Raw genomic sequence first — 15,512 nt, forward strand, 5'->3', positions numbered from 1 at the left:
CCGCACCTGGTCACGACAAGCTGCGTGTGCGCCCCCGGGCCGCCTCCACCCTCGCGCCGTCGCGCTCGGGATTCACCAGCAGTGCGAAAAGCGCGCCTCCCACCATGGCGATGCCGCCCATCAGCACGAACACGTTGGTGTAGCCCTCGGCGAGCGAGCCTGCGGAACGGGCCGTGTCCAGTACGACGCCCGCGACCCATGGCCCGGCGGCGGCGAGGAGACCGGCGACGGCCACGCCGATCGACAGCACGCTCGTGCGCTGCCCCGGCGGCACGATCTGCACCAGAGCCGGGTTGGCCACAGCATTGACGGTCATGGCCAACCCGTAGCCCATCATCAGCAGAGCCATGGGGAGCACCACACCGGAGACGAGGGAAAGGGCCGCCAGGAAGACACCGCCGAGCGCGAGCAGCACACCGCCCCACATCCCGCGGACGATTCGGGACGTGGCCCCCTTCCTGAGCCTCCGGTCGCTCCACCCGCCGTACAGGTACAGGAACACCATCGCGGAGATGCTGGGCACGCCGAACAGCGAGCCCGCCGTGACCGCCGAGAACCCCAGCGCCACCTCGAAGTAGGACGGAAGCCAGGTCAGGACCACGGCCACGAGCATCGAGGAGGCCGTGAACGCGGCCACGTACCCGGCGAAGGTGCCGGTCAGCAGGATGGTCCGTACGGGCGCACGAGATCCGGTCTCCGCCACGGTTCCGGCCTGGCCATAGGGACCCTCTCTCCCGAGGAACGACCACGCCGGCGCCCAGGCGAAGCCGAGGAGTGCCACGGCGAGGAAGCCCGACTCCCAGCTGAATGCGGCGATCACCAAGGCCAGCGGCGGAGCGAAGAGCAGCTTGCCGAGTGACGCCCCGGTCGTGAGCAGCGCCGTGGGGAATCCGCGCCGTTCATTGGGCCACCAGGAGTAGGCGGCCACGTGCGACACCGGCACGGTGGGACCCTCCGCCGCTCCGAGAACGAACCGCGTCGCCAGCAGCAGCCCACCCGAAGCGGCGAAGACAATGGGCAACTGGAGGAGTGACCACACCACCACGAGGGTGAAGAGCGTGGCCTTGATGGGCAGCCGGTCGGCCACGAAGCTGTACAGCAGCGCCGTGGCCGGGCCGAGCAGGCCGGCGGCGCTGCTGATGCTGCCGAACTCGGCGGCCGAGAGCCCGAGGTCGGCCATCGCCGGTTGCGCGACCAGCCCGAGAATCGCCTTGTCCAGGTATGCGATCAACGTGCAGCCGAGCAGCATGAGAGTGATGGCCCAGGCCAGGATCGGGCGGTGCTTTTCTGGACTGGTGGCCGCGGTGCCCCTCACCCTGCCGGTAATGCCGGTCGCCGCGGCTCGTCCGGCAGCGCCGTACGGCCGGTGGCGGCGTCGAGGGCCGGAACGTCCGGCCCGGTCGAGCCGCCGTACGTGGCGATCTTGTACTCGACCGCCGTGAGGGAAAGGGTCAGCTCACGGATCCGGCGGCGGATGGTGTCGCGATGTTCGAGCAGCATGTCGAGCCGCTCCGGCACCGTGTGCTCGCCGGCGTCGACGAGCGAGATGTAGTCCTGCAGGTCGCGCATCGGCATACCGGACAGCCGCATCCGGGTGAGGAACACCAGGCGCCGCACCGCGTCGGCGTCGTAGACACGATGACCGTTGGTGTCACGGGCCACCTCGACCAGCCCGACCCGCTCGTAATAACGCAGCGTGTGGGGCGAGATGTCGAGGAGGTCGGCGACCTCAGCGATCGTCATCGACGCGGGCACGTCGGCCACGGCGGTGAGGCGGTGGATCGCCTCGACCGACAGCGGGCCGTCGTCCCCGAGCGTTTCCAGCGCCCTGGTCATCAGATCGTCGGTGGCCATGACGCGAGCCTAGATCGGCCGGACCGACGCCGGGACGCCCGCGAAGTCGGCGCTGCGGGCGGTCTCGGCCCACCGCTCGACCTCGTCCAGGCCGCGCCGGTACGCACCCGAGATACGCTCGACCGCCTCGCGCCCGAGCGGCAGCCGCAGCGGCACCTCGTCACTGTGCGCGAGGGACACGATGATCTCGGCCGCCCGGGCCGGGTCCCCCTCCTGGAGGCCATCGGCCCCGGCCATGTCCGCGCGGACGGCGGCGAGCAGGTCACGGTAGGTCTCCGACGCCTCGGTGAACTCCAGCACGTCGTCCGCGTGGAAGCCGGTCCGGAACCGGCTGGGCTCGACGATCATCACGCGGATCCCGAACGGCGCGACCTCCCCCGCCAGGGCTTCGGACCAGCCTTCGAGGGCGAACTTCGACGCGGAGTACGCCGACACGCCAGGGAACGACATCCGCCCACCCTGGCTGCTCATCTGCACGATCGTCCCGGTGCCCTGCGCGCGCATCACGGGCAGCGCCGCCCGGACGAGCGCGGCGGGGCCGAACAGGTGCAGATCCATCAGCTCACGCAGCTGCGCGTCGCCGACCTCTTCGACCGCTCCGACCACGGCCCGGCCCGCGTTGTTGACGAGCACGTCGAGCCGGCCGAAGCGGCCGAGGGCCTCCTGTACGAGGTCCGCGGCCGCAGCGATGTCCCGGGCGTCGAACGCCGCGACCAGGCAGGTGTCCGGGTATTCGGCCTGCAGATCGGCCACACTCTCCGGACGGCGCACCGCCGCCACCACGTGGTCGCCCGCCGCGAGCGCCGACTCCGCCAGTGCGCGCCCGAAACCGCGGGACGCGCCGGTAATGATCCAGGTCTGTGTCGTCATGGCGGCGACGCTATGGCTTCGAGCGCGCTCGAACGCAAACCCCGCGCGACCCCCGCCGCCGGGCCGGGAGGACCGGTGTCAGCGCGCGCGTCTGGAGCAGAACGGCCGGTCAGCTGTTCCGGCGCAACGCGAGCGGGGTGCGGGGGGCGGCGGTGCTGCCCCGTACGACGAGGCGTGTCGGAAGCACGATCTCGCGGCGTTCCTGATGTTCACCGTTCAGCCGGTCTATGACCGCTTGGACGGCGAGCCGGGCTTGCTCGATCGGTGACTGGCTGACGGTCGTGAGAGCCATCCGCGGGTGTCGCGCCATGAGGCTGTCGTCGAAGCCGGCCACGGACATGCCGTCCGGTACCCGGATGCCGCTGCTCTCCAGCGCCTCGATCAGCCCCACCGCCGCACGATCGTTGAACGCGACGACGGCCGTGATGCCCGTGCCGGATGGGAGATGCTCGAAAGCCGCCGCCCCCTGCCGCTCAGTGAGGCCTCCAGGAAGGACAACGGCCTCGAGCCCGTGCCGTCGCATGGCCGCCCGGTAGGCGCCTCGCCGGACGGCGGCGATGTGTCCCGCTCCCCCGTCGACGTGGGCGATGTGCCGGTGGCCGAGTGAGACCAGATGGTCCACCACGTCGGTGATGCCCTGCTCGTCGTCGGCGCGGACGACGTCCACCTCCGGCAGGTTGAGCGGGCGTCCCACGCAGACGGTCGGAACGTTCTCGACGAGGGAGGCCAGCTCGGCTTCGGGCATCGTCGGCCCCAGCAGGAGGAGGGCCTCGCACCGGAAGTCGATGAGGGTCTCGATGGAGCGCCGCTCGTCGTGGGTGGCGGTGATGGCTCCCAGAACCGTCTCGTACCCCGCGGCGTCCACGATCGCCTGAATCTCCTCGGCGAGTTCTCCGTGGTACACGTTGCTCGGGAGGATCGTCACGCCGATGAGCCGCGTCCGTCGCTGGGCGAGGAGCGTGGCGGTTCTGTCCTTGCGATAGCCCATGCGCTCGGCGACGGCCAGCACGCGCTGGGTCGTGGCCGCGCTCGGTCCCGCCGAGCCGCTGAGCACTTTGGAGACCAGCCCCTTGGACACGCCGGCCGCGGCGGCGACGTCGAGGATCGTCGGCCGGCGGCGTCCTGGCCGAGGCGATGCCGGCGCGGTGTGGTCGGGCATGCGAGCACGATAAGGCCGGAGGGTTTGTCAGCACAAACCCTTGACATATGCCGGTAACACAACGCATGCTCGGCGCAACCTTTTAAACCGGTTTCCAAACCGCTTCTGAGGGCGTCTACGCAGCGCGAACGCCCCTTTTCAGTGATGCCCATGAATTGAGGAGCCAGCATGCCCCACGACCACATCGGCGTCGCCGTCGTCGGCGCCGGGATGGCCGGCAGATCGCACGCCGCCGGCTATCGCAGCGCGACGACGACGTACGACGCGGGCCTGCCTGACGTGCGGTTGGTGGCGATCGCCGACGTGAACGAACACTTCGCTGAGGAAACCGCACGCCGCTTCGGATACGAGCGGGCGGAGACGTCCTGGCAGGTCGTGGCAGAAGATCCGGATATCGACGTCGTGAGCGTCGTGGTCGCGAACCATTTGCACCGGGAAATCGCCGAAGGGCTGCTGGCGGCGGGCAAGCACGTTTTGTGCGAGAAACCCTTCGCGCCGACCATCGCGGAGGCCGCGGCGATGGTGGCCGCGGCCAAGGCCAGGCCGGACCTTCAGACGGGAGTCGGCTTCACGTTCCGCCGTTCCCCCGCGATCTCGGCGGTGAAGCGACTCCTCGACGACGGGTCGATGGGACGGCCGATCCACTTCAACGGCCACTACTGGTGCGACTACGGCGCCGATGCGTCGGGGCCGATGAGCTGGAGGTACAAGGGCGGCCCGGGATCGGGTGCGCTCGCCGACATCGGCAGTCATCTCGTGGACCTCGCCGAGTTCCTGTGCGGTCCGATCCGCTCCGTCCGTGGATCGATCCTGTCGACGTTCATCACCGAGCGTGCCTTGCCGCTCGGCACGGCCATCGGGCACGCCGCGACGACGCTGAGCGATGAGCGTGAGCCGGTCGAGAACGAAGACCTGGTGACCTTCACCGCGACCTTCGAGTCCGGTGCCACGGCGACGATGTCGGCCTCGCGCGTCGCCCTCGGCCTGGCGAACTCCCTCGGCTTCGAGGTGTTCACCGAGAACGCCGCGGCGACCTTCGACCTGCTGCGGGCGAGCGAGTTCCGCTTCATGGACCGCTCGGTGCAGGGGGTGACGAAGGGCTACCGGCAGGTGGCCGTCGGTCCGGAGCACCCGTACCTCACCGGCGGCCTGCCCATGGACTTCCCCGGCGTCGGATACGGCCAGAACGACCTGTTCGTCTTCCAGGCCCGCGCGTTCTTGGAGCAGGTGGCCGGTCTCGACCGGCTGCCTCGGGTCCCCTCGTTCGAGCACGGGCTGCACAACCTCCGGCTGCTCGCCGCCATCACCGAGTCGGCGCTCAACGGCGGCGCCGAAGTGAAGGTCCCGTCGTACACCCCTTAGGAGAGAGAACCCATGAAGCTCGGCGCCTACACCGCCTGCCTGCATGACAAGCCGCTGACTGAGGCCCTGGCCGTTCTCAAAGGAATGGGCTTGGAGAGCGCGGAGATCAACTCCGGCGGATTCATCCCTGAGCCGCACCTGCCGATCGACGGCATTCTCGCGAGCGCGCAGGCTCGCCAGGACTACCTCGGGCTCTTCGACGAGCACGGAATCACGCTGACCGCGCTCAACTGCAACGGCAACCCCCTGCACCCGAACCGCGTGGTCCGGGAGAAGCACTCGGGCGACCTCCTGCGCTCACTGGAGCTGGCCGCCCTCCTGGGCGTCAAGCGCGTCGTCACGATGTCGGGCACGCCGGCCGCGAGCGCCGCCGGAAGCAATCCGGCGTGGAACGTCCTGCCCTGGGACAGCGCCTACCTCGATGTCCAGGATTACCAGTGGAACGAGGTCGCGATCCCTTTCTGGAAGACGGTCCAGGAGCGTGCGGCCCACTTCGACGTCAAGGTGGCGATCGAGATGCACCCGCACAACGTCGTCTACAACCCGGCGACGCTGGAGCGGCTCGTCGACAAGATCCATGCCACGCACGTCGGTGCCGAGATGGACCCCAGTCACCTGTTCTGGCAGGGCATCGATCCGGTGGAGGCGATCGGGCACCTCGGTTCCCTGGTGTACAACGCCGCGGCCAAGGACACCCGGATCAATCCCGCGGCGCGGGTGAACGGCGTCCTCGACGACCGCTTCGGCCGCGTTCAACCGGACGAGCCCGGGGCCGTCGGCCTCGGCGGGCCGTACACCCTGTCGCGCTGGCCGCAGGACTCCTCCTGGGATTTCGTCGCTGTCGGCCGCGGCCACGACATCGCCTGGTGGACCGCCTTCCTCCAGGCGCTCGAGAAGGTGGACCCGGACATGGCCGTGAACATCGAGCACGAAGACCAGGAACTCGACCAGCTCGAAGGCTTGGCCGCGGCGGCCAAGGCCCTGCTCCAGGCCGCCGGCCGCTGACCGCGCGGGCTCCCTTCACCGGGCGGCCACCGACACACCCCCCGATCCACCGCGCGCTCCCCACCCAGGGATCTGTCGCGCCGGCCCATCACACGAAGGAGTACCGCAGAAAATGGAAGGCACACGAACCCGGCGGCGTCCGCTGGGCCGCCCCAACCGCCTCTCGCTGACGGCGATCAGCCTCCTCGCCGCCGCCACCCTGACCGCCTGCGCGAGCGGCAAGGCCACCAGCGGCACCGCGAGCCAGGCCGCCGCGGCCCCCAGCGCGGCCGCGACCACCGGCGGATCCGGCGGCGGGAAGGTCTCCATCTTCGTCATCGGCGGCAAGTCCGACGACCCGTTCTGGTCCGCGGTCAAGCGAGGCGGGGACGACGCCGCCAAGGTCGTCGAGGCAGGCGGCGGCAAGGTGACGTGGCTGGGCCCGCAGAACTACGACAACCTCGGCCCGGACGCCGCCAAACTCATCCTCAGCGCCAAAAGCCAGGGCGCCACCGCCATCATCGGCGCCGACTGGGTGCCGGAGGCGCAGAACGACGCCTTCAAGACCGCTTCCAGTGGCGGCGTCCCGGTTTTCCTGTTCAACGCCGGTGGCCCTGAGCAGGCCAAGAACGTGGGCGCGCTGTCCTACACCGGCTCCGAGGAGTTGCTGGCGGGCAAGGCCGGAGGCGAGTTCTTCGCCATGAACGGCGCGAAGAACGTCCTGTGCGTCAACACCGTTCCCGGCGCGGTGAACACCGAGGCCCGGTGCAAGGGCGTCGCCCAGGGCATGAGCACCGGCGGCACGTCCACCCAGCTGCCGCTGCCCTCGTCCAGCTTCGGCAACCCGACGGCCGTGACTCAGGCGATCAAGGCTGCCCTGCTCAAGGACAGCACCATCGACGGCCTGATCACCATCAGCACCCAGGACGCCGACAGCGCGGCCGCCGCCATCGACCAGGCAGGCGCCGCGGGCAAGGTCAAGCTGGGCACGTTCGACATGAGCGAGACCCAGCTGCAGCGCATCAAGGCCGGCAAGCAGCTCTTCTGCATCGACCAGCAGCCCTACCTGCAGGGTTACCTCGCCGTATCCCAGGCCTACGCCTACAACGCCTTCGGACTCCGCGTCGCGCAGGACTCGCTGCTGACGGGGCCCGCCATCGTCGACGCCGGCAACGTCGACGCCGCGATCGCCGGTGTCAAGGCAGGCGTCCGCTGATCCCGCCGAAGGCGGCCGGGTCCGGGGTCTCGTACGCCGGCCCGGCACTCCGATCAGACTCGAGGTGGTACGAACAATGACCGTCCAGATCTCCGACACGGCCCGCCCCACAGTGCCCGGGACGTCGTCGGCCCGTACCCTACGCAACTTGACCTACCGGCCCGAGGCCGGGGCCCTCATCGGGACCTTGGGCGTCTTCGTCTTCTTCACCGTGTTCGGCGGCGCCAACTTCCTCGCGCCCTCCGGCACCGCGGCCTGGCTGAACGTCGCCGCGGAGCTCGGCATCATCGCCGTCCCGGTCGGCCTCCTCATGATCGCCGGCGAGCTCGACCTGTCCGTCGGCTCCGTGCTCGCGGCCAGCTCGATGACCCTGGCCATCGTCTCGGGCTACTGGGGCGGACCGGTGGTCCTCGGCATCGTGCTCGCCCTCGGCGTCGGCGTGGCGGTAGGGCTGCTCAACGGACTCATCGTGACGCGCACCAACGTGCCCTCCTTCGTCGTCACCTTGGCGACCCTCTTCGGGACGGCCGGACTGACCCTGGGGCTCTCCCGTGTGATCACCGGCACCACCAGCGTCGCCATCAACCCCGACCCGGCCTCGAAGGCAGTGTTCGGCACGCTCGTCGCCGGCCAGTTCGAGGTGGCGATCTTCTGGTGGCTCGCGGTCGCGCTCGGCGTCGGCTGGATGCTGCAGATGACCAGGTACGGCAACTGGATCCTGGCCGTGGGCGGCGACAAGGACAGCGCCCGCGCCGCCGGCATCCCCACCGACCGGCTCAAGATCGCCCTGTACGTCGGGAGCGGGTTCGGCGCCGCCCTGGTCGGCGTGATCCAGACCATCCTCTACAACGGCGCCCAGGTCGCCAACGGGCAGTCGTTCGTCTTCAACTCCATCATCGCGGTCGTCGTCGGAGGCGTCCTGCTGACCGGTGGCTACGGATCCGTTGTCGGGGTCGTCCTCGGCACGCTCACCTTCGCGATCGTGAACCAGGGCATCTACTACACAGGCTGGAACTCCGACTGGGCGAGCTTCATCCTCGGCGTCCTCATCCTCGCCGCCGTCCTCATGAACAACACGTTCCGCCGGTTGGCGCTGTCGTACGCGCCTCGCCCCGGGAAGAAGGCCTGAACCATGCCCGAGCCACTCCTTCGCCTCGCAGACGTGAGCAAGTCGTTCGTCGGCACGAACGCGTTGCAGGACATCTCCCTGGAGGTACACCCGGGAAGGGTGCTGTGCCTGCTCGGCGACAACGGCGCCGGCAAGTCCACCCTGATCAAGATCCTTTCCGGCGTCCACACCCCCACGAGCGGCGCCATCGAGGTGAACGGGCAACCCGTCGTCTTCAAGAGCCCGCGGGACGCGAGCGCGTACGGAATCGCCACCGTTCACCAGTTCGGCGGCACCTTCCCGCTGATGAGCGTCGGCCGGTCGTTCTTCGTGGGGGTCGAGCCCACCAAGGGCTGGGGGCCATTCAAGCGCTTCGACAAGAGCCTCGCCGGCGAGATCGCCGTCCGCGAGATGCAGTCCCTCGGCATCACCCGGGTGACCGACGGCAAGCGGCTGGTCGGCAGCCTGTCCGGCGGCGAGCGTCAGGCCTTGGCCATCGCGCGTGCCGTCTACTTCGGCGCCAACGTCCTCATCCTCGACGAGCCGACCGCCGCGCTCGGCGTCAAGGAGGCCTCGCACGTCCTGCGGATCATCATGCAGGCACGTGCCAAGGGCGTCGCCGTCATCTTCGTCACGCACAACGTCCTGCACGCCATGATGGTCGGCGACCACTTCGCGGTCCTGATCCACGGACGGAAAGCGGACGACTTCCGCAAGGGCGAGCGGACCCGTGAGCAGATCACGGACCTGATGGCGGGCGGCGAGGCCATGGCGGACCTCGAGGCGGAGCTCGCGGAACTGGAGGCATCGGCATGAAGATCGCCCTCGACCCGTACATGCTGCGGTCCGTGCCGTTGCTGGAGCTCCCCGGCGTCGTGGCCGATCTCGGCTATGAGTACATCGAGCTGTCGCCGCGCGAGGACTTCATGCCGTTCTTCCTGCATCCGCGGGCGGACGACGCGAAGGTCAAGGCCTTCAAGAAGGCCCTCGACGGCGCCGGCGTGAAGATCTCCTCGGTCCTGCCGCTCTACCGGTGGTCCGGCCCGGACGAGGAGGAGCGCGAGGCCGCCGTCCGGTACTGGAAGCGCGCCCTCCAGATCACCGTCGAGCTCGGCTGCACCATCATGAACAGCGAGTTCAACGGCCGTCCCGAGCAGGCGAGCCTGTCGGAGGCGAAGTTCTGGAAGTCCATGGAGGAGCTGCTGCCGGTCTTCGAGCGTGAGGGCGTGCGGCTACGCCTCGAGCCGCACCCGGACGACTTCGTCGAGGACGGCAAGGTCGCCGTCGACATGATCCGCGGGATCGACTCCCCGCACGTGTCGTTTCTGTACTGCGCCCCGCACACCTTCCACATGGGCGGCAACATGGTCGAGATCATGGAGTACGCCGGGCCGCTGATGACTCACCTGCATCTGGCCGACGCCTTCGACCACACCGCCTCCTCGGGGCTGCGTTACATCGTCAACCCGCCGGGCTCCACGGCCCGGGTGCACCAGCACCTGGACATCGGACAGGGAGAGGTCGACTGGGAGACCTTCTTCGCCACCCTGCACCGGCTCGGATTCGCCGACGGCGCGGACACCATCATGACCTCGTGCGTGTTCGCCTGGGAGGACCGCGCGCGCGAGTCCGCGACCTTCATGCGCCAGACCATCGACAAGTACATCGGGTCCTGGTGACACCGCCCGCGCTCGTCCACGCCACCTGCTCGACGAGCGCGGCACCCGCGGTCGCCTTCGGCTGACCTGCGCCGGTCAGGCACCGCCGGGCTCGACGGCCTGCTCCCACATTGACTTCATCTCGGCGAAGCCCTGCTCCATGATCCCCACCATGGCCTCCCGGGCCCGCTCGCCGTCGCGCCGCTGAATCGCCTGGGCCACGTCGGTGTGCAGCTGCAACGCCTCCTCGTCCGGATAGTGCGGCATCAAGTGGTAGTGGTGCCGGCCCGCGAGCACCTCGGCGACGATCAGTTGCAGTTTCGCGAACATCTCATTGCCGGAGGCGGCCAGCACCCGCCGGTGGAAGTCGATGTCCAGGACGAGGAAGCGCGCCTCGTCGCCAGCCTTCCCGGCGGCCCACATCTTGGCCGCGAGCCCGACCAGCTCGCTGGCCTCGTCGTCGCCGATCCGCTCGGCGGCCAGCCAGGCGGCGTGCGGCTCGATCGCGGTCCGCAGCTCGGTGATCGAGCGCATCTGCGCCATCCGCCCGTCCGAGGCGAGCCGCCAGCGGATCACCTGCGGATCGAAGACACTCCACACCTCGGCGGGCTGGATCATGATTCCGACCCGGCGCCGGGTCTCGATGAGTCCCATGGATGCGAGCACCCGCAGCACCTCGCGGATCACTGAGCGGGAGACCTGATAGCGGTCGACCAGGTCGTCGATGCTCAGCACGGAACCGGCGGCCACGTCGCCGCTGCATATGGCGGTGCCGAGGTGGTCCAGGACGCGTGCGTGCAGCCCTGCCTCGGCAGGGGCGTGCTGGCTGGATGCGCCCCCGGGGGAGGACTGATTCACGGCACAGAGCATATCAGTTGAGGGTCAGCCCTTGAATAAATCAGCTTTATTGTCCTAGCATCCCGGCATTAAGCAGATGTTACGAGAGTGTGGCGCTCTTCCGGGGGGGCGGCGGCCATGACAGAAAGGAGAGACGACGTGCGACGTCGAGCGATATTCGGTACGTCTCTGGCCGTGGTTGCCGCCATGGGCCTGTCCGCCTGTGGCGGTGGCGGCGACAGCGGAGCGTCCAATACGGTCCGGGTCACCCTGGCCAACCACGTGTGGACGGAGAACATCAAGAAGGCCCTGCCGGAGTTCGAGAAGCAGACCGGGCTCAAGGTCGAGGTCACCCAGCTCGGCGAGGACCAGCTCTCCGACCAGTACAACGTCAAGCTGAACGCCGGCTCGTCCGACATCGACGTGATGATGTACCGCCCCCTGCAGGAGGGGAAGCTCTTCGCCAAGAACAAGTACCTGGCCGACCTGTCGGACCAGGTGAAGGCCAATAAGACCTGGGACTTCAGCGACTTCCAGGCCGGCCCGGTGGAGGCCACCACCCACGAGGGCAAGCCGGTCGGTGTCCCGATCATCACCGAGCAGGAGGTCCTCTACTACCGCAAGGACCTGCTCGCCAAGGCGGGCCTGAGCGAGCCGCCGAAGACCCTCGACGAGCTCAAGGCCGCCGCCGCCAAGATCAAGGCGGCCGAGCCGGACATCGCCGGCTTCGTCGCGCGTACCGGCAAGTCGCCGGCGGTCACCCAGTTCTCCAGTTTCCTTTACAGCTTCGGCGGCGACTTCGTCGACGGCAGCGGCAAGTCTGCGGTCAGCAGCGACGCGGCCAAGCAGGCGTACGCCTACTACGGCGGGCTGATCAAGGAGTCCGGCCCGGCGAACGTCAGCACCGACATGGGCTGGCCCGAGGCGATGGCCATCTTCACCCAGGGCAAGGCCGCCTTCTACACCGAGGCCAACTCGCTGTACAAGAACGCCACCGACCCGGCCAAATCGAAGGTCTCGGACACGGTCGGCTTCGCGCCGTTCCCGGCCGGCCCGGCCGGTTCGAAGCCGTACAACATCCCGTCGTGGGCACTGGGCGTCAACGCCAGCTCGGAGAACACGGGCAACGCCTGGAAGTTCATCGAGTGGGCCACCAGCAAGGAGCAGACGCTCGCCCAGCAGAAGTCCGGCGTGCCGGGCGCGCGTACCTCCGTCTGGGCCAACCCCGAGGGCACCTCAACCTTCCCGAAGGACCTGGTGGAGGCCATCGCGGCCAGCACCAAGGCCGGGGTGGGTCATGACCGGCCGCTGGTCGTGAAGGTTGCCGAGGCCCGCGAGATCGTCGGCCAGCCGATCGTCGACGCGATCACCGGCAACGACGTCGCGGCAGCCGCTGACACGGCCAACGCCGCGTTCCAGAAGTTCCTGGACGACGAGGCCAAGTAGGCGGCACACGCGGGTGGCGGGGCCGAGCGCCCGCCACCCGCGTACCCCGCACATCCCTGGAGACCTCATGGCAACCATCACCACCACCAAGGCGCCGCGCAGCGCCCCCACCGACCCCGAAACGCCCGGCTGGGTGCGCTGGGCCAACGACCATCGCAAATGGCTCTTCGCCGCGCCCGCGATGATCTTCGTCGCGGTGCTGCTCGTGTTCCCCCTGGCCTGGACCGGCTACCTCAGCCTGACCGACGCCGAGGGATCCGTCCGCGCGGAGAGCGAGTTCGTGGGCATCCAGAACTACCTCGACGTCCTGACGGACACCGAACGGTTCTGGCCCGCGGTCGGGCGGACCGCCACCTTCACCGCCGTCGCGCTGCTGTTCGAGGTGGTCCTCGGGATGGCGATCGCACTGCTTCTCTGGCGGCCGTTCAAGGGCCAGAGGTGGGTCCGGGTCGCCATCCTGATGCCGCTCGTCGCCACGCCGGTCGCGGTCGGCATGATGTGGCGGCTCATCTTCGACCCGAACATCGGCCTGGCCAACCAGGTCCTCGGCTGGGTCGGCATCGGACCGCAGCCGTGGCTCGCCGGCCAGCACTCGGCCCTGCCCACCACGATCTTCATCGACGTGTGGCAGTGGACGCCGATGGTGGTGCTGATCCTGCTCGCCGGGCTCACCTCGCTGTCGGAGGAGCCGCAGGAGGCGGCGCGGATCGACGGCGCCAGCACCTGGCAGCGGTTCCGGCACGTCACCCTGCCGCTGCTGATGCCCACGCTGACCGTGGCGATCCTGCTGCGCGGCATCGACGCGCTGAAGACCTTCGACATCCTCTACGCCACCAAGGGCCGCGGCGGCGGTTCGTTCCACGAGGTGGAGACGCTCAACGTGTACGCCTACGGGCTCAGCTTCGACTACAACGAGTACGGCGTCTCCTCCACCGTCCTCATCCTCTTCTTCCTGATCATCATCGGGGCGATGTGGGCCCTAACCGCCCGGCGCAAGGAGGCGCAGCGATGAAGCCCCGACCCGCGTACCAGGCGTTCCGGGTGGTGGCGCTCATCTTCGTGGTGCTGTCACTGCTCGCGCCGCTGCTCTGGATGGTCGCCGCGTCGTTCAAGACCAACGTCGACATCTACGACCCGGGCAAGGCGCTGGTCTTCTCGCCCACCATGGACAACTACTTCAAGGTGCTCCAGCAGGCGAACTACGTCGAGTTCATTGTCAACAGCCTCTGGGTGGCGTTCGCCGCCACCGTGGCGTCGCTGATCCTCGGCGTGCCGGCCGCGTACTCGATGAGCCGGTTCAACATGAAGAAATCCGCGCTGGTGGTGCTGATGGCCCGGGTCATCCCCGGCGTCTCGCTGCTGGTGCCCTGGTTCTACGTCTTCTCCAACCTGAAGATGGTCGGGGGCTTCGGAGTACTGATCATCAGCCACATGTTCGTCTCGCTGCCGCTGATCGTCTACATCATGATGGGCTACTTCGACAGCCTGCCCGAGGAGCTGGAGCAGGCGGCGCTGGTCGACGGGCTGACCCATATCGGCGCGTTCCGCCGCATCACCCTGCCGCTGTCCGTGCCGGGCATCGCCACCGCTGGGATCCTGTCCTTCATCTTCTCCTGGAACAACTTCATGTTCGCGCTCGTGCTCTCCGACGCCGACACCAAGACCCTGCCTGTGGCGATCTTCGACTTCGTCGGCTACGCCAGTATCGACTGGGGCGGCCTGATGGCCGCGACTACCGTGGTCACCCTGCCCATCATGGTGATCGCCCTGTTCGTGCAGAAGTACGTGGTCTCCGGCCTCACCGCCGGCGCGACAAAGGGCTGACGGGGCATGACGACCATCGCACGCATAGAGACCTTCCTCGTCGCCCCCCGCTGGCTCTTCGTCCGGGTGGAGACCGACTCCGGGATCGTCGGCTGGGGCGAGGCCACCTGCGAGGGGCGCTCCGAGACCGTCCGCACCGCCATCGACCAGCTCGCCGAGCTGCTGATCGGCCGGGACGCGCTGCGCATCGAGGACCACTGGCAGGTGCTGACCAAGGGCTCGTTCTACCGGGGCGGCCCGATCCTGGCGAGTGCCGTGGCAGGCCTCGACCAGGCCCTGTGGGACATCGCCGGCAAACACTTCGGCGCTCCGGTGCATCAGCTGCTCGGGGGCCCGGTCCGGGACCGGATCCGGGTGTACGGCTGGGTCGGCGGCGACGAGCCCGGCGAAGTCCGCGACCACGTCGCCGCCCAGGTCGAGGCCGGTCTCACCGCGGTGAAGATGAACGCCTCCGGCAAGATGAGCCCGCTCGCCTCGGTCGCCGAGCTGAACGGCGTGGTCGCCCGGGTGGCCGCCGCTCGTGAGGTGCTCGGCGACGACCGCGACGTCGCCGTCGACTTCCACGGGCGGTTCACCCTGGCCAATGCTCGCCGGGTGGCGCCGCTGCTGGAGCCGTACCGGCCGCTGTTCCTGGAGGAGCCGGTCGTCCCGGAGAACTCGCACCTCATCGGCGAGTTCGTCCGCTCGACCACCATCCCGGTGTCGACTGGGGAGCGGCTCTACAGCCGGCAGGAGTTCCTGCCCGTCTTCCAAGCCGGCATCGCGGTCGCCCAGCCGGACCTCTCACATGCCGGCGGCATCACCGAGGTACGCAAGATCGCCGCGCTCGCCGAGGTGTACGACGTGCAGCTCGCCCCGCACTGCCCGCTCGGCCCGATCGCCCTCGCGGCCTGCCTGCAGGTCGGCTTCGCCACGCCGAACTACCTGATCCAGGAACAAAGCATCGGCATCCACTACAACCTTGGCGCCGAGGTGCTCGACTACTGCCTCGACAAGACCCCGTTGACCTTCGTGGACGGGCACGTCGAGCGGCTCACCGCGCCCGGCCTGGGCATCGAGATCGACGACGAGGCGGTACGCTCCGCCGACAAAACAGGACACGCCTGGCGCAGCCCCATCTGGCGGCACCGGGACGGCTCCTACGCGGAATGGTGACCATGACCGTCCAGCACCACCTGTGAGAAAGGCACCTGC

The 15,512-nt window shown here is 68.8% G+C and carries 15 protein-coding genes; 10 read left to right on the top strand and 5 right to left on the bottom strand.

Features of this window, described 5'->3' with window-relative positions; genetic code table 11:
* Positions 1–10: 10 nt before the first annotated feature.
* The 4 genes from EDD27_RS16755 to EDD27_RS16770 form a co-directional block, all read right to left on the bottom strand.
* Positions 11–1,315: an MFS transporter gene (locus tag EDD27_RS16755; RefSeq protein WP_241564077.1), complete on the bottom strand. Its 1,305-nt coding sequence runs from the start codon at positions 1,313–1,315 to the stop codon at positions 11–13.
* Positions 1,312–1,854 carry a MerR family transcriptional regulator gene (locus EDD27_RS16760; RefSeq protein WP_127933266.1) on the bottom strand — a complete coding sequence of 181 codons (543 nt, stop codon included), beginning with the start codon at positions 1,852–1,854 and terminating at the stop codon, positions 1,312–1,314. Before EDD27_RS16760 ends, EDD27_RS16755 begins: the two co-directional genes overlap by 4 nt.
* Positions 1,855–1,863: 9 nt before the next feature.
* On the bottom strand, positions 1,864–2,724 hold the full coding sequence (locus EDD27_RS16765) for an SDR family NAD(P)-dependent oxidoreductase (protein ID WP_127933267.1): 861 nt from the start codon (positions 2,722–2,724) through the stop codon (positions 1,864–1,866).
* 109 nt (positions 2,725–2,833) lie between these two features.
* Positions 2,834–3,883 carry a LacI family DNA-binding transcriptional regulator gene (locus EDD27_RS16770; protein WP_127933268.1) on the bottom strand — a complete coding sequence of 350 codons (1,050 nt, stop codon included), beginning with the start codon at positions 3,881–3,883 and terminating at the stop codon, positions 2,834–2,836.
* Between the two features lie 168 nt (positions 3,884–4,051).
* Between EDD27_RS16770 and EDD27_RS16775 the strand changes: the two genes are divergently transcribed.
* The 6 genes from EDD27_RS16775 to EDD27_RS16800 all read left to right on the top strand — a co-directional run bounded on the left by EDD27_RS16775 (position 4,052) and on the right by EDD27_RS16800 (position 10,232).
* On the top strand, positions 4,052–5,245 hold the full coding sequence (locus EDD27_RS16775; protein WP_127933269.1) for a Gfo/Idh/MocA family protein: 1,194 nt from the start codon (positions 4,052–4,054) through the stop codon (positions 5,243–5,245).
* 12 nt (positions 5,246–5,257) lie between these two features.
* Entirely contained in the window at positions 5,258–6,250 is a 993-nt protein-coding gene (locus tag EDD27_RS16780) for a sugar phosphate isomerase/epimerase family protein (protein ID WP_127933270.1), read from the top strand.
* Between the two features lie 112 nt (positions 6,251–6,362).
* Entirely contained in the window at positions 6,363–7,445 is a 1,083-nt protein-coding gene (locus EDD27_RS16785) for a substrate-binding domain-containing protein (protein ID WP_127933271.1), read from the top strand.
* Positions 7,446–7,521: 76 nt separating this feature from the next.
* Positions 7,522–8,574, top strand: a complete 1,053-nt coding sequence (locus EDD27_RS16790) for an ABC transporter permease (protein ID WP_127933272.1) — start codon at positions 7,522–7,524, stop codon at positions 8,572–8,574.
* Between the two features lie 33 nt (positions 8,575–8,607).
* Positions 8,608–9,369: an ATP-binding cassette domain-containing protein gene (locus EDD27_RS16795; protein ID WP_241564078.1), complete on the top strand. Its 762-nt coding sequence runs from the start codon at positions 8,608–8,610 to the stop codon at positions 9,367–9,369.
* Positions 9,366–10,232: a sugar phosphate isomerase/epimerase family protein gene (locus EDD27_RS16800; RefSeq protein ID WP_127933274.1), complete on the top strand. Its 867-nt coding sequence runs from the start codon at positions 9,366–9,368 to the stop codon at positions 10,230–10,232. Before EDD27_RS16795 ends, EDD27_RS16800 begins: the two co-directional genes overlap by 4 nt.
* A 75-nt stretch (positions 10,233–10,307) precedes the next feature.
* On the opposite strand, the gene EDD27_RS16805 is transcribed toward EDD27_RS16800, so the two are convergent.
* Complete coding sequence (locus tag EDD27_RS16805; protein WP_206641451.1) at positions 10,308–11,069, bottom strand: FadR/GntR family transcriptional regulator; 762 nt, start codon at positions 11,067–11,069, stop codon at positions 10,308–10,310.
* 138 nt (positions 11,070–11,207) lie between these two features.
* Here EDD27_RS16805 and EDD27_RS16810 point away from each other — a divergent pair, with 138 nt between their 5' ends.
* The 4 genes from EDD27_RS16810 (at position 11,208) to dgoD (ending at position 15,473) form a co-directional block, all read left to right on the top strand.
* Positions 11,208–12,494, top strand: a complete 1,287-nt coding sequence (locus EDD27_RS16810; RefSeq protein ID WP_206641452.1) for an ABC transporter substrate-binding protein — start codon at positions 11,208–11,210, stop codon at positions 12,492–12,494.
* Positions 12,495–12,561: 67 nt separating this feature from the next.
* A complete protein-coding gene (locus EDD27_RS16815) occupies positions 12,562–13,506 on the top strand; it encodes a carbohydrate ABC transporter permease (protein WP_206641453.1) in 945 nt (314 codons plus the stop codon).
* The gene (locus tag EDD27_RS16820) at positions 13,503–14,318 is read left to right on the top strand and encodes a carbohydrate ABC transporter permease (RefSeq protein ID WP_127933277.1); all 816 of its coding nucleotides are present in this window, start codon (positions 13,503–13,505) and stop codon (positions 14,316–14,318) included. The genes EDD27_RS16815 and EDD27_RS16820 overlap by 4 nt, the downstream gene beginning before the upstream one ends.
* Before the next feature lie 6 nt (positions 14,319–14,324).
* Positions 14,325–15,473, top strand: coding sequence for a galactonate dehydratase (gene dgoD / locus EDD27_RS16825; RefSeq protein WP_127933278.1), 1,149 nt, complete (start codon positions 14,325–14,327; stop codon positions 15,471–15,473).
* Positions 15,474–15,512 lie beyond the last annotated feature (39 nt).

Source organism: Nonomuraea polychroma (genome assembly GCF_004011505.1).
Classification (GTDB): Bacteria; Actinomycetota; Actinomycetes; order Streptosporangiales; family Streptosporangiaceae; genus Nonomuraea; species Nonomuraea polychroma.